Origin of the sequence: Rhodopila sp. (assembly GCF_965276935.1) — a bacterium.
Taxonomy (GTDB): domain Bacteria; phylum Pseudomonadota; class Alphaproteobacteria; order Acetobacterales; family Acetobacteraceae; genus Rhodopila.
In genome coordinates this window covers 297,104-311,244 of sequence record NZ_CBDIBS010000002.1, presented here as the reverse complement: position 1 = coordinate 311,244, position 14,141 = coordinate 297,104, and the positions used below count along the sequence as shown (strand labels likewise).

Below are 14,141 nucleotides of genomic sequence, written 5' to 3'. Positions count from 1 at the left end.
ACCAGCGCTAGTGTCCGATCATAGTTTAGCTTCTTGTTTGATTACATGATTAAGCCATTTGGCTGATCAGTCTCAAACGACTGCGCCCTAGGCGACGGAGCGTACCGGGCTCGACAGCATGACACGGTTGCGACCCGATCCTTTCGCCGCATAAAGCGCCGTATCGGCAGCGGCCAGCAAATCACTGAGGGTGGAGCACTCAGCATTCAAGATAGCACAGCCGAGACTGGCTGTGCAGTGTAACAGTTGGCGCGCGACCCTGATCGGGGTGGTGGCGATCGAGACGCGAAGCCTCTCGGCGAGATCGCCAGCACCGTGCAGCTCTGTCGAAGGCAACAGCACGGCAAATTCCTCACCGCCGAGACGGGCAAATGTGTCGCTTGGCCGGAGCATGCTCATGCAGGTCCGCGACAGCGCTTTCAAGGCTTCGTCACCTGCGCCATGCCCGTAGGAGTCATTGACCTGCTTGAAGTGGTCCACGTCGATCATGATTAGGCTGAGTGGCTGACCATGGCGCGTCGATCGCGCATACTCGCGCTCCGCAACCTCGAAGAAACGCGCACGATTGCACGCGCCGGTCAGATGATCTGTCGTGAGCATCTGCCGGAGATTGCCGGCGTTGGTGGCTTGCCACGTGACATGGCGCAAGACGACGGTATAGCCCAGGATCATGGTCCCCGCGTGTCCCTCGCCTTCGCCTCGCGCGGCAATCAGCGTCTGGCACCAGTAGCGGCCGCCGTCGCGTCGCGCGTGCCAACCCTCCTCCAGGTACCAGCCATTGCGGTGTGCCGTGGCGATCTGTTCGGACGTACTCGAGGCAGCCGGTCCGGCATCCCGCGCCCGAAACATGTCGAGTGTCTGACCAATGATTTCATGTTCAGCAAAACCAGTCTGGCGTAGTACCGATGGATTGACGGCATCAATCCTGCCCTCTGCATCCAGCGAGATAATGGCAAAGTCATTAACGTTGTCGAGCAGCGAGGCAAACCAGGTTTCCGCCTCCTTCAGACGGCGCTCTTGTGCCACCAGCCCGGACACGTCCGCTATGGTGGCCGTGAAACGATTGCCGCCAAGCTTGACGAGCGTGCAAGCCAGAACCTTGGGTTCGTCGCTTCCCTTGTCGGTGCCGGGACCGACGAAGATGCGATGGTTCTCGCATACAACGCCATTTGGCGCCGGGAAGGCATCGATCATGTTGCGCAGCTCGGGCGCATAGCTGTCCATCAACGTAAAGAAGTTGGTGATGAACGGCGTTCGCGCGATGGGCAGCAGCAATTTCATCGCAAGAGGGTTCATCAATCCGATCGCCCCATCTCCGGCGACCTCAGCTAGGCCGATCGGGCAGGCGTACAGGAACTGCAGCACTTCCTCGTGCTCTTTTTCCAGGCTTTTATCGTGTTGATTGGCCATCATCAGCGCTGGATCAGAATGTAGTGCCGCGGTGCGGCCGCGCCCTTCAACATGCGAAGGCGTACCGGTGTTGGCCGCATTCGCAAGGTCAGGACAAAGTCAATAATCGTATCAAGCTCCGCCTCATCCTCAAAACGTTGCGCTACCAGGAAATTATTCATGCATTGAGCCGTGTTCAGGAAGAAGTGGGAGCCGATCACCGACTCGGCCGATAAGCCCGCCAGCCGTGACTCGGTCGCGTTATAAACGGCAACGAGGCCGTCCTGAGACAGACCGATGACCCCGAACGGCAATGCATCGACCTGTACTTTGGTCAGAGTATCGAGATCGGCCAGTCGAATATCGGCGAACCCGGCCACATTGAAGTCATGTCCTGGCACTGGTAAATCCTACAATTGATTAGGATAGGCAACCGCTGAACTGGCTAACGTCAGCCAAGCGGCCATTATAACATCGCGATTTAATAACGATCGGTGTTCCAGACAGCAGCTAAATTATCTTGTCTGCGACACCATGGTTAAGCTGCTTGAATGAGAAGTTTTCATAGACATCAAAGTCCGCAGGAACGTTGAATTCGGCTCACTGTAAATCAAACGCCTTCGAAGCATCATCTGCCCGGCAATCCTTATATCGATGATGATATGGAACACAATCGAAATCTTATGAAACACCATAAACTGAAATCTCACACCAGGTGTCGTCGTCGCATTGCCCAGCTTATACCTTCGGCCACAACCATGCATGCCGCAGTGCAACAATCGTGCGCAGGTCAAACCGGCTGGCGTGAGTTCTGAGCAATGTCCGGCGTCGCTCTCTCGCGGTGGACGCGGGCGCGCCATCCACGCCGACCACCGCGTGATCAGCCGATGCGCCGCGTCCCGCCGCTGAGCCAAGGCACGCCGACGCAAGTTCGCACCGTGGCAATGATGCCCCGCGTGCAACGGGCGGAACAGAGCGAGCGGCCTTATACAAATGAAGCTGGCCGATGCGCCGTCGCACGGTTCAACCGGCTATTCCGGGTAGATCATCTTCCGGGTCACGCCGCCATCGACGACGAACTCGGCGCCGGTGATAAAGCCGCTCGCCGGTCCGACCAGGAAGGCAGCCAATGCTGCGATATCCTCCGATCTTCCCACACGCCCCGCCGGATGGAATGCATGCTCCTCCGCCGCCGGCTGTGGTCCCTTGGTAGCAATCCAGCCAGGGCTGATGCAGTTCACCCGGACTTCGGGACCAAGGCTGACCGCCAGCGCATGAGTCAGCGCCACCAGGCCGCCCTTGGAGGCGGAATAGGATTCGGTGTTCGGCTCCGACATCCGTGCTCGAGAGGATGCAATAGTGACCACTGCGCCGTTAGCGGCGCGCAGCAGCGCCTCGGTGGCACGGACGAGAAGAAACGTGCTGGTCAGGTTGGTCGTCAGCACGGACGACCATTCCGCCAGCGCCAGATCAGCGATCGGTTTGCGAATCATGAACCCGGCGTTGCAGATCAGCGCATCCAGCCGCTGCTCTCCGGTGTCCAATGACCGCGCCAGAGCCGCCACGGATGCTTCGTCGCCGACATCACAGACCACGTAGCGTCCACCCGGTGGGGCGGTGCCGTCCACGTTGCGATCGGCGACGACAACGCGCCAGCCATCCTGCGCCAGACGCGCCGCAATAGCGGCGCCGATACCCATCGCACCACCAGTTACGACGGCGACACGGCTTGACGATTCGTTCATGCCTTCGCTCCCGGTTGATGCCAGCCTGACAAGGCCACGAGAGCCGATGGTTCAACCCGCTCCGTGGCCTTGCGTACGTCAGCCCTTCGCCCCGTCCAGGGCTTGCGACAGGTCATCCAGGATGTCGTCGATGTGCTCCAGTCCAACCGACAGCCGCACATAACCGGGCGTCACGCCGGTCGCCGCCTGCTCGGATTCGGTAAGCTGGGAGTGCGTGGTGCTGGCCGGATGAATCGCCAGGCTGCGGGCGTCGCCGATGTTCGCGACGTGGTAGAACAGCTTGAGCCCATCGATGAACCTCTGGCCCGCGGTCAAGCCGCCGGCCAGCTCGAAGCCCATCAGTCCGCCCTGACCCTTCGGCAGGTATTTCGCCGTCCGTTCCGCGCCGATCCCCTTATGGTGGGCGGGATGAATGACCCGGCTCACGTCACGGCGCTCTGCCAGGAAATTGGCGACAGCCAAGGCGTTGCGGCTGTGCTCGCGCATGCGCAGCGGCAGCGTCTCCAGCCCCTGCAGGAACAGGAAGGCGTTGAACGGCGCCATGGGCGCGCCAAGGTCGCGCAGCATGGTGACGCGCATCTTCAGGATGTAGGCGATCGGGCCGAGCGGCTTGACGGCCTGCGACCAGACGGCGCCGTGATAGGAGGGGTCGGGCGTGTTCAGCGCTGGCTGGCGCGCCGGGTTGGCTTCCCAGTCAAAGTTGCCGCCGTCGATCACCACGCCGCCGATCGAATTGCCGTGGCCGCCGATGTACTTGGTGGTGGAATACATGACCACGGCGGCGCCATGGTCGAACGGCCGCACCAGCAACGGCGCGGATGTGTTGTCCATGATCAGCGGGATGCCGAAGGACCGGCCGATGGCCGCGACCTCGGCGATCGGAAACGGGACCAGCTTGGGGTTGGGCAATGTCTCGGCGTAATACGCGCGGGTGCGGTCATCGGTGGCACGGGCGAAGGCCTCGGGGTCGTTGGGATCGACAAAGCGGACTTCGATCCCCTGATCCTTCAGCGTGTTGGCGAACAGGTTCCAGGTGCCGCCATACAGGTCCGTGGAGCTGACGACATTGTCGCCAATCCGGGCGAGATTCTGCACCGAGAACGCCGACGCGGCCTGGCCGGATGCCACGGTCAACGCCGCAACGCCGCCTTCGATCGCGGCAAGCCGCTTCTCCAGCACGTCGCATGTCGGGTTCATGATGCGGGTGTAGATGTTGCCCAGTTCCTTCAGGCTGAACAGGTTCGCCGCCTGTTCGGCACTGTCGAACTGGAAGGACGTCGTCTGGTAGATCGGCACCGCGACGGAATGGGTGGCGCTGTCGCGGCGCCAACCGGCGTGCAAGGCGAGGGTTTCAGGGTGCTTGCTGCTCATGGACCGTGCTCCTGATCGTGCGGTTGTACGCAGTTATAGGCGCTGTGATGATACGGTAAACGGCTGAACCAGAAAGAGAAGCCTGTTGCCGAAGACAGGGCCGCCAGAGCTTCCTTTAATCGCAGCGGCCGGGCTGTGGAGAAAAAACGCGCTGGTCTTCTTTCGCTTGGCAGTATCCTACGGCTGCAATGTCATGCATTTGGGCCGCCGCCGATCGTGATGAAGCAAGTTCAAGGTCTGGGTCGGCCGGCCGTTTATCAGGATCGTTATCAATAATTAGGCCGTTCAGCTCATTGCGCCACATCCTTGCCCTCGTGGCGGGTGCGGGTCCGCCCACCACCATTCGCGGTGCTGGTCTGACGTAAGGCATGAATGATGAACCTGCGCCCGCCACGATGGAGTTGGTCACGCGGACGAGTTTCGGCATGTCGACCGCCTTTGTCAGCCAGCTAGTGGATAAAATCCAACGGATAGGTCCGTTGAATTTATCCACTAGGCTTTGATTTGGTGGGCCGATTCACCTAACGCTTGGAAACCAAGCGTCAGGATCGGACCACTAGCATTGCTGGCGATCCCGCAGGATCGACCGCCCGCGACGCAGCGCGTCGGCGATCCTGTCTGCCGGCATTGCTCCAGAGAACAGCTCATACCCATCCAGGAAAAATGACGGCACGCCGCTCACGCCCGCCTCGCGCGCGGTCTGATCGGCGGCCCGCATCTCCCGCTCTGCCAGGTCACCCGCCAGGAAGGCCGACACGTCCGCGCGATCCAGCCCGGCTTCGGCGGCGCAATCGGCAAGCACCACAAGGTCACCGATATCGCTTCCCTGGGTAAAGTAGGCCCGGAATACAGCTTCCATCACGGCGTCCTGCCGAGCATTCTGGCCGGCGTACCAGATCAGCCGATGCGCGTTGATCGTGTTGGGGGTCCGGGTCATCAGGTCGGTCCGGAACGTCAATCCCACGGCTTCGGCTGCCTCAGTGATGCGCCGGTCGAGTGACATGGCCTTCTCGGCGCTGCCGAATTTCAACGCGCGATAGGTAGCCCGGTCCCGGCCTTCCCGCGGCATGTCCGGATTGAGCTGGAACGGGTTCCATTGCACGGAAAACGCTAATCCCTCCGGCGCCAGCGCGGCCAGGGCGCCTTCCAGGTGGCGCTTGCCGATGTAGCACCAGGGGCAGATGGCGTCGGACACGATGTCGATCCGCGTGCCCGCCGCGGATTGTGCTACCTCGGCATTATCGCGACCCTCCGGCCCGCTGACCTCTCCGGCGCTGAATTGATCATCCATGATTGATCTCCTTACGCGTTAGATGGACTGCCGCCACCGGTTTGTCGCGGCGCTCCTGTTGAGATGACCTGCTGGAGCCGGCTTGGATTTCCCGTGCGAGCGGCCTAACCTGACCAGCCTGCTGGACCGGTCCAGCATAAGGAGCGTCCCAATGGCATACTCGCCCAAAATAATGCCGGAGTTTGGCGATTTCACCAAGCTGTTCGCCGAACTCAAGTTTCCGGCCATGCCGGACATGGAAGCATTTGTCTCCGCCAGCCGGCGAAACATTGAAACGCTGACCGCGGCCAACAAGGTTGCGCTGGAAGGCGCGCAGGCCGTGGCTCGCCGTCACATGGAGATCGTCCAGCAGAACATGGCCGAATTGACGGAGGCGATGCAGACCCTGTCGACCGCCGAAGCCCCGCACGCCAAGGCGGCCAAGCAAGCCGAACTGCTGAAGCTGGCGTATGAACGGTCGGTCGAAAACATCAAGGAACTCAGCGACCTTATCCAGCAGTCCAACACCGAGGCGCTGAAACTGCTCAACCAGCGGTTTACCGAAGCAATGGACGAGGTCAAGCTGCTGGCGGACAGATCCGCCAAGGCCTGATCGGTTTGCCCGGATCTCCCTGCTTTGGCACTGTCCCGCTGCTGAACGGGGAGATACCGCATGCTCGACAACCCGCCGCTGCTGACCATCCATCGTGGCTTTCGCCGACCCGACAAGGCGCTGATCGAGCAGTTCCGCGGCGCGCAGACATCGCATCTGGCGGATGCGATGGATGGGCGCGGGGCACTAGACTACCGCATCAAGCCGCTGGATCCGTCGAACGCGTCGTTCGTCGGGCCGGCGCTGACGGCGTTCGCCTATCCGGCCGACATCGTGGCGATGTTCGGCGCGCTGTCCGAGGCCGAGGCCGGTGACGTGATCGTGCTGGCCAATGACGGCTACACGCGGACGGCGGTGTTTGGCGACATCGCGGCGGGAATGATGAAGAACAAGGGCGTAGCCGCGTTCGTCACCGACGGACTGGCGCGTGACAAGGCCGGTATCGTCGCGACCGGATTACCGGTGTTCTGTCGGGGTATCCAGCTCAATTCGCCGGCGATGAACGGTCCCGGCGTGGTCGGCGCGCCTGTCACCCTGGGGGACGTGCATGTGGAGCCGGGCGATGTGATCGTCGGCGACGCGGATGGTATTGTCGTTGTCCCAGCGGTTCGGCTGCGTCCGGTGCTCGATCGACTGGCGGCGGTGCGGGCGGCGGAAGCGCGCACGGTCAGGCTGGTCGAGCAGGGTGCTACGATGGCCGAAGGGGTTCGGCGGATGATCGAAAAGGCAACCGTCATTGGCGGCTGATCAGGGATGGCTGATCAGGCGGTTTCGCGCAGGACCTGTTCGGCCAGGCTGGTATCGACACATTCCTGGAACGGGATGTCCCGCTGCAGCGCGCCGCCGGAGCGCATGGCGGCGGCCAACCGATCAAAACCGTCCGGCCGGATGACCGGGTCAGGGCCGTAAAGCGCCAGCGTGCGGTAGCGATCGATCGCCGCCGCGAACATCGGCGGTGGAAGATCGGGGAAGAAGCCTGCCAGGGTGCGGGCGATCTCGGTCCCAGGCGTGCTACCAATCCAGCGCAGGGTCTTGTGCATGGCCCGCACCACACCCAGCAGTTCATCGCGTTTCTGCGTCAGCACGGAGCGGCGGGTGTTCAGCGTGGTGTAGGCGGTCAGTCCCCGGTTCGCCGCCGCGTACCAGAGATGGCCGGCGCCGGACGCCAGCAGTTCTTCGGCATAGGGTTGGAATAGCTGCACCGCATCGACGCGGCCATCGCGCAGGGCAGCCGTATTCTGTGCCATCGTGCCGCCCATGATGCGGGGCACGTCGGCCGGGTCGGCGCCGTCACGGCGGATGTCGTCCTGCAGGCACAGCCACGGGGTCGGCACCTCCGTCACCGTGGCAAAGCGAACGTTCGTCAGGTCGGCGGGCCGGAAATCCGGCCAGGACTGCCGTCCAATCACGAAGAACGGGTCGCGGGCCACGACATCACAGAAGCACACAACGTCGGAAGCCGGATCGGCATCATGCGTCAGCAGAACCCGCAACGGGCCACCCCACATCACGTCGATCCGGCCGGCGCGCAGATCGGCGGCGGTGCGCTCGGGGTCGGAGGATGCTCTCAAGGTTACCTCGACGCCCTCGGCCGCGTAGGCGCCGGTCGCGTGCGCGGCATAAAACGGCGTGTAAAACAGCGCGCGGAAATTCTCTGACAAGATGATCAATGCGGGTGATCCTTGGTTGCAGAAGTCATCACGATGCGGTGGCGTGCGTCCCGGCGGGTCAGAACAGCGAATAGCCGCCATCAATCACGAACGTATCGCCGGTGTGGTAGCGCGAGGCGCTGCTCATGAGGTACACGGCGATGCCGCCAAAATCCGTGCCGTCTCCCCAGCGGCGCATCGGCACGCGCGGCAGCACCTTGGTCTTGAAGCCTTCGGTGGACACTGCGTTGGCGGTCATGTTGGTCTCGATCCAGCCGGGCAGGATTGCATGCGACCGTACACCGTGGCGGGCGAACTCCACCGCCATGGCGCGTACCATGGAGATCATGCCGCCCTTGGTCGCGGCGTAATGCTCGCCGCGAGGTGCTGCCTCGATCGCGGCGAGGGATGCGGTGCCGACCAGGACGCCGCCGCCGCCGCGTTCCACCATGTGCCTGGCGGCGGTGCGAAAGGTGTAGAAGGCGCCGTCCAGATTGACGCGGGTGACGCGGTGCCACTCGGTGCTGGTCATGTCCAGGAAGCCGTGCCCGCCGCGGCCGGAGACGCCGGCGTTGGCAAAGCAGCCATCGACGCGGCCAAAGGTTTCCAGCGTGCGGACGAAGGCGGCTTGCACCGCGGCTTCATCGCCGACATCGCATACCAGCGCCAGGATCTTTCGGCCTGTGGCCTGAAGCTGTTCCGCGGCTTTCGCGTTCTTTGCGGCGTTGGTGCCCCAGATGGCGATGTCCGCGCCGGCCTGCGCCATCGCCTCGGCCATTCCAAGACCGATGCCGCTGTTGCCGCCAGTTACCAAAGCCACCTTGCCGGTCAGGTCGAAGGGACTATAGGGCATGGTGTCGTCTCCTGCCTGGTGATGTTCGCCTTGTCTCTATCACCTGCATCGAACGAGGCAACCGCGGCCGGCGATTTGGCGACCGCGGCAATTCCGCCTAATGTTTTGGCTGAAGGAGTTCGCAGCATGATCCTGACAGCAGACAGCCTTGTCGCGCACCGGACCAGCCGGCGGAAGACCGCCAACGGCTGGCATACCACCTTCATTGGGCAGAACCGCAATACGCTGAAGGCGGGCGATGCCGAGCCATCTTCCGAAGGCGTTTATCCGATGGCGTTCCTGGTGGAGAAGGAAGCTGGGGCGATCGTTCATCCGCATTTCCATCAGGCCGCTCAATACCAGGTGGTGGTGCAAGGCTCCGGGCGCCTCGGCCTGCACGACATCGCCAGCGTCGCCGTGCATTACACCGACGCCTATTCGGCCTATGGCCCAATTGTCGCAGCCGAGGACGGCGTGGCTTGGTTTACCCTGCGCAATGCCTGGGATCCAGGTGCCCGTTACATGCCCGAGCATCGCCGCCAGTTGCGCGAGGCGCGGGCGAAGCACCAACATCGGGAGGCGACCTGCGGCCCGTTGCCGCCGCTGACGGAGGCGGAACGTGCGGCGCTGGCCGACATATACGGCGTGGCCGTCATCGCGGAAACCGAGGACGGTCTGGGGACATGGCGCTACACCGTTCCGGCAGGCAGGGGCGTGACAGGGCCTGATCCGGCAACCGGCGGCGGCCAGTTCTGGCTGGTATCGGCGGGTTCAGCCGCGGTTGGGGGCGGCGCCTTGCTGCCGACTCGGTCATGCGTTTTCGTCGCGCCGGATGACGCCGCGGCGCGGCTGGTCGCCGGTCCGTCCGGTGCCGACCTGCTTTGCATGCAGTTTCCGAAGCTGGCGCGGGATTAGCCCGCGCGTTGGAGCATCAAGCATCCCACTGTGAGCCGGGGCATCCGCTGTCTGCTCATGGCCAAACCTGGTCCGGTTCCCGAGGCGTTTCCCCAGCCGGACCTCAGTTTCTATCCGATGCGGCGAGCGGACGCGACCTTATTCGTTGTAGCCGCTTGCGACATCGGGGTTACAGTCGCGAACAAGCATATCTTGAACGTGGACCATAACCAGAAAATACTCGGGCGTTTCGAACCAGCCTTGAGAACGGCACCGCCAACTTGATGGCGAGCCCGATCGCTGGCGTGGGTCGTGACACGTGGTTGGAGAGGACGTTACTGCGATCTGCTGCTGTTAAACACCGTCAAGCCATAACTGCCGCAAATCATGTATATGTCTGCAACTGCTGCAAATCATGCAGATGGCTGCTCGATGTTTCGCGGCAGCGCTTGCCGGTGTCGCCATTTTATCCTGCCATCAGCCGGTTGCTCTCCCGATCGCCGAAGAAGATATCGGTCGAGATCTCATCCACACGGTTGCACCCGGTATAGGCCATCGTCTTGTCCATCTCGGTCTGGATGATGCCGACGGCCTTGGACGCGCCGGCTTCCCCGCCCACCGCGGTCCCGTAGAGGGTGGCTCGCCCTGTCAGCACGCACTTGGCGCCCAAAGCCATCGCCTTGACGATATCGGAGCCGCGGCGAACGCCTGAATCGAGGATGATGGTTGCCTTGTCGCCCACCGCCTCGGCAATTTCGGGCAACATGTCGATGGTCGCGGCGGCGCTGTCCATGTTGCGGCCGCCGTGGTTCGAGACGATCAGGCCGTCGACGCCGTAGCCGATCGCCTTCAGCGCATCGTCCACTCGGTTGATCCCTTTCAGCATCAGGATGCCCGGCCACTTGTCGCGGAAGATCCGGATGTCGTCCCAGTTGAGCGAGTCCTGGCGCATGACTTCCTTGGTCTGCACATCGTTGCCGATCGGCCGGCGATACGGATCCGGATAGTTCTCGTTGCGCGGCATGCCGATCGTCGTCAGGTATTTCATCAGCACCGTGGTGAACCATGTCGGGTGGCGCATGATGTCGACGGTGAAGCGCATGGTGGGATGGAACGGCAGCAGGAAGCCGTTCTTGGCGTTGTATTCGCGGTTCGGCGGCACGATGGTGTCGGTGGTGACGATCAGCGCCTCGAAGCCGTTGTTCTTGGCGCGCTCGATCAACTGGTAGGACAGTTCGCGCTGCTTCCAGACGTAAAGCTGGAACCACAGGCGGAAATTCGCCTCCTTGGCGATCTTCTCCATCGAGGTCATGGCGCCGGTTGCCAGGGTGAACGGTATCTTGGCCCGCGCCGCGGCTTTGGCCAGTTCCAGTTCGCCCTCGTGCCAGCACAGGCCGGCCGCGCCGGTGGGCGCGATCGCCATCGGCAGGCTGATGTCCTTGCCAAACAGGGTTGTCCTGGTAGACCGGCCGGAGACATCGACCAGGGCACGATGCTTCAGCTTGATCTTCTCGAAGGCGGCGCGGTTGTTGCGCAGCGCGAGTTCATCCTCGGTCGAACGATCGACGAACTCGAACACGCCCCGCGGCAGGCGTTTCTTCGCCGCCGCGCGCAGATCGAAGACATTGTAGCAGTTATCGAGCGCCGGCATTCCCTACTCCTTCTGATCAAGCGATGATGAAGAGGGCAGGGGGGTTGTCAAGCGTGCCGGTCGATCCTTGCGTCCAGCGGCGCGCGACGACGCCAAGCCAGGCCGCATTGCCATGCCGCATTGATCCTGGGGCCGCTGGGCGGTCAGGCAGGGGAATCGCTTGAGTGTCTCATGCGATGCGCCGGATGACGTTTTCCAGATAATCCTGATTCCAGCCGGCCTTTTTACGGCGGTTCTTAAAGCTGGTGACGGGTTTCGCCTGGTTCAGTAAATTCATGGCAGTATGTTTCACGACCGCCATGTTGGCAGGGCCATGAGCGGTGCGCAGGCGCGCCAAATCGTCGTGGAATACCACATCCAGCACCCAGTGCAGCCGGTTCTCAATGCCCCAGTGGCTCCGCACGACCCTGGCGAGGGTCTCGGCACTGAGTTTGGTTGAGCACAGGTAGTATCGGGTTTCTGTCTGGATAACGCCGCCCCGCTCGGTTTCGCTTTCGATCATGCCGATGGCGGTCAGGCCAGGGAATGCAAATTCGCCCGGATGACGCCGCTCGGCGAACAGCCAGTTGATGTCGTGGCAGATCGTATGGCGGCGGGTTTCGATCCGGCCATGGTCGCCATCGACGGTCTCGAAGCTTTGCAGCGTCAGCGTTGGTGGTGGATCGGCAAAGACGGTTTCCACTTCGGCATAGGTCGCTGGCCAGTTCTCCTTCAAGGCCAGCACGTAATCGCCACCACCCTCGATGATCGTCTGGGCAATCTCCTTCTGCGTGCCCATGGCATCGATGGTCACCAACGCGCCGGCCAGTTCCAGACGACGCAGCAGCACAGGAATGGCGGTGATCTCATTGGATTTCGCCGACACCGCCTCTTGTCCAAGGACCAATCGCTGACGCGTCGCCCAGGCGGACACCGTATGCAGCGGCAGACGCCCTTTGCCGCGGGCATGGCTGCGACGCGAGGTCTTGCCATCGATCGCGATAATCTCGGGCGTGTCAGTCCGCAACCCGTCTACCCAGGTCAGGAAACATGTCTTGAACAGCTCAGGATCAATCGCCGCGATCACGTCGCACAATGTGTCGTGGCTCGGGATGCCGTGCTTGAACGGCAGAAAACGGCGGAGGAAGCCCTGGCGTTCGCTGCCCCACAGGCTGATTTCGACAAAGTCGTCCGCACCGGCGATGGTCCCGCAGAGCATCAGCAACAGGATTTCCGGTAGAGGATATAGCACCTTCGTCGCTTGGCGCGGGTCCCGGAGGGCCGCGAAGTGGGACAAGAAGCAGGGCTGGCTTGGCATGGACATAGAGACCTCCTGATGAGAGGCTTCCTATGAATCCGATTCTAGCCCGCACGGGAATCCCTCAACCACTCAAGCGATCGCCCTGGGCGGTCAGGTGAATTGGGTTGCAGAGCAATCTCTTCTCCTGTTTGATAGCCGGGCTGAGGGAGGATCCCATGAACGCGCCCGTCGGCTTTGAAGCCTTGGCTGATCCCTGGACGATCCCGATCGATCAGATCGACGTCGCGGACGCAAGGATTTTCCAGGACGATGTTTGGCCAGGCTGGTTCGCGCGGTTGCGGCGCGACGATCCGGTTCATTTCACCACGGACAGCCAGTTCGGCGCATACTGGTCGGTCACTCGATATAAGGACATCATGCAGGTGGAGACCAATCCCCAGGTCTTCTCCTCGGCTTCCGGCATCACACTGCTGGATCAGGAAACGCAGTACCGGCTGGCGATGTTCATCGCCATGGACCCGCCCAAGCATGACGTCCAGCGGCTGGTGGTGGCACCGATCGTGGCGCCCGGCAACCTCGCGAACATGGCCGGCACGATCAGACAGCGGGCTGCGACGATCCTGGACAACCTGCCGCGCAACGAGACGTTCGACTGGGTCGAGCATGTGTCGGTCGAGCTGACGACGCAGATGCTCGCGACCTTGTTTGATTATCCGCTCGAGCGCCGTCGCGACCTGACCTACTGGTCGAATATCGCGACCACCAACTTCAAGGATCCCAATGCCCTGGTGAAGACCGAGGAAGAGCGGTTCACCGAGCTGCGGAAGATGGCGGCGGCGATGATGGATTTGTGGAACCAGCGGGTGAACGCGCCGCCGGCGTCCGACCTGATCTCAATGCTCGCGCACGGCGAGGCGACCCGGAACATGGACCCGATGGAGTTCATGGGAAATTGCGTGCTGCTGATCGTCGGCGGCAACGACACGACGCGGAACTCGATCAGCGGCGGGTTGTGGGCGCTGAACAAACATCCGGACGAATATCGCAAGCTACGTGAAAATCCTGGCCTGATTCCGAACATGGTGCCGGAGATCATCCGCTGGCAGACGCCGCTGGCGTATATGCGCCGGACGGCTCTGCGGGATTACGAGCTTGCCGGCAAGACGATCCACGCAGGCGACAAGCTGGCGATGTGGTATATCTCCGGCAACCGGGATGCCGAGGCGATCGAGGACGCGGATCGTTTCATCATCGACCGCTCGCGTCCCCGCCAGCATCTTTCGTTTGGGTTCGGCATTCATCGCTGCGTCGGCAACCGCCTTGCGGAGTTGCAACTAACGATCTTGTGGGAAGAAATTATGAAACGCTTCCCGTTCATCGAGCTGATGCAGGAGCCCAAACGGGTGTATTCCAGCTTTGTGCACGGAATATCGTCGATGATGGTTCGCATCCCGGGTTAGGCAAGCGCGGACCATCCTTCATCCGTG

Annotated in this window: 14 protein-coding genes; 4 read left to right on the top strand and 10 right to left on the bottom strand. The window is 62.2% G+C overall.

The features are described 5' to 3' along the window. Positions 1 to 87: 87 nt before the first annotated feature. The 6 genes from ACQY4S_RS04455 to ACQY4S_RS04430 all read right to left on the bottom strand — a co-directional run bounded on the left by ACQY4S_RS04455 (position 88) and on the right by ACQY4S_RS04430 (position 5,796). A complete protein-coding gene (locus ACQY4S_RS04455; RefSeq protein ID WP_428483986.1) occupies positions 88 to 1,413 on the bottom strand; it encodes a diguanylate cyclase in 1,326 nt (441 codons plus the stop codon). Continuing rightward, entirely contained in the window at positions 1,413 to 1,790 is a 378-nt protein-coding gene (locus tag ACQY4S_RS04450; RefSeq protein WP_428483985.1) for a hypothetical protein, read from the bottom strand. The genes ACQY4S_RS04455 and ACQY4S_RS04450 overlap by 1 nt, the downstream gene beginning before the upstream one ends. 630 nt (positions 1,791 to 2,420) lie before the next feature. After that, positions 2,421 to 3,134 (bottom strand): SDR family oxidoreductase, encoded by a 714-nt coding sequence (locus ACQY4S_RS04445; RefSeq protein WP_428483984.1) that lies wholly within the window; start codon positions 3,132 to 3,134, stop codon positions 2,421 to 2,423. 78 nt (positions 3,135 to 3,212) lie between these two features. Then, positions 3,213 to 4,505, bottom strand: a complete 1,293-nt coding sequence (locus ACQY4S_RS04440) for an O-acetylhomoserine aminocarboxypropyltransferase/cysteine synthase family protein (protein ID WP_428483983.1) — start codon at positions 4,503 to 4,505, stop codon at positions 3,213 to 3,215. A 115-nt stretch (positions 4,506 to 4,620) separates the two neighbouring features. Further along, positions 4,621 to 4,932 carry a hypothetical protein gene (locus ACQY4S_RS04435; RefSeq protein ID WP_428483982.1) on the bottom strand — a complete coding sequence of 104 codons (312 nt, stop codon included), beginning with the start codon at positions 4,930 to 4,932 and terminating at the stop codon, positions 4,621 to 4,623. Between the two features lie 129 nt (positions 4,933 to 5,061). Continuing rightward, positions 5,062 to 5,796, bottom strand: a complete 735-nt coding sequence (locus ACQY4S_RS04430) for a DsbA family oxidoreductase (protein WP_428483981.1) — start codon at positions 5,794 to 5,796, stop codon at positions 5,062 to 5,064. Positions 5,797 to 5,947: 151 nt separating this feature from the next. Here ACQY4S_RS04430 and ACQY4S_RS04425 point away from each other — a divergent pair, with 151 nt between their 5' ends. Both ACQY4S_RS04425 and ACQY4S_RS04420 read left to right on the top strand, forming a co-directional pair. Next, positions 5,948 to 6,388, top strand: coding sequence for a phasin family protein (locus ACQY4S_RS04425; protein WP_428483980.1), 441 nt, complete (start codon positions 5,948 to 5,950; stop codon positions 6,386 to 6,388). 60 nt (positions 6,389 to 6,448) lie between these two features. Continuing rightward, complete coding sequence (locus ACQY4S_RS04420; protein ID WP_428483979.1) at positions 6,449 to 7,135, top strand: RraA family protein; 687 nt, start codon at positions 6,449 to 6,451, stop codon at positions 7,133 to 7,135. 14 nt (positions 7,136 to 7,149) lie between these two features. On the opposite strand, the gene ACQY4S_RS04415 is transcribed toward ACQY4S_RS04420, so the two are convergent. Continuing rightward, complete coding sequence (locus tag ACQY4S_RS04415) at positions 7,150 to 8,058, bottom strand: ABC transporter substrate-binding protein (protein WP_428483978.1); 909 nt, start codon at positions 8,056 to 8,058, stop codon at positions 7,150 to 7,152. Positions 8,059 to 8,116: 58 nt separating this feature from the next. After that, entirely contained in the window at positions 8,117 to 8,890 is a 774-nt protein-coding gene (locus tag ACQY4S_RS04410; protein ID WP_428483977.1) for an SDR family NAD(P)-dependent oxidoreductase, read from the bottom strand. A 126-nt stretch (positions 8,891 to 9,016) separates the two neighbouring features. Between ACQY4S_RS04410 and ACQY4S_RS04405 the strand changes: the two genes are divergently transcribed. After that, positions 9,017 to 9,784, top strand: coding sequence for a hypothetical protein (locus tag ACQY4S_RS04405; RefSeq protein ID WP_428483976.1), 768 nt, complete (start codon positions 9,017 to 9,019; stop codon positions 9,782 to 9,784). A gap of 445 nt (positions 9,785 to 10,229) precedes the next feature. Here the strand turns inward: ACQY4S_RS04405 and ACQY4S_RS04400 are convergent, their stop codons facing one another. Together ACQY4S_RS04400 and ACQY4S_RS04395 are read right to left on the bottom strand one after the other, a co-directional pair. After that, entirely contained in the window at positions 10,230 to 11,414 is a 1,185-nt protein-coding gene (locus ACQY4S_RS04400) for an alpha-hydroxy acid oxidase (protein ID WP_428483975.1), read from the bottom strand. 169 nt (positions 11,415 to 11,583) lie between these two features. Further along, positions 11,584 to 12,717 (bottom strand): ISAs1 family transposase, encoded by a 1,134-nt coding sequence (locus ACQY4S_RS04395; protein ID WP_428483659.1) that lies wholly within the window; start codon positions 12,715 to 12,717, stop codon positions 11,584 to 11,586. Positions 12,718 to 12,869: 152 nt separating this feature from the next. Here ACQY4S_RS04395 and ACQY4S_RS04390 point away from each other — a divergent pair, with 152 nt between their 5' ends. Further along, complete coding sequence (locus ACQY4S_RS04390) at positions 12,870 to 14,114, top strand: cytochrome P450 (protein ID WP_428483974.1); 1,245 nt, start codon at positions 12,870 to 12,872, stop codon at positions 14,112 to 14,114. Positions 14,115 to 14,141: the final 27 nt, after the last annotated feature.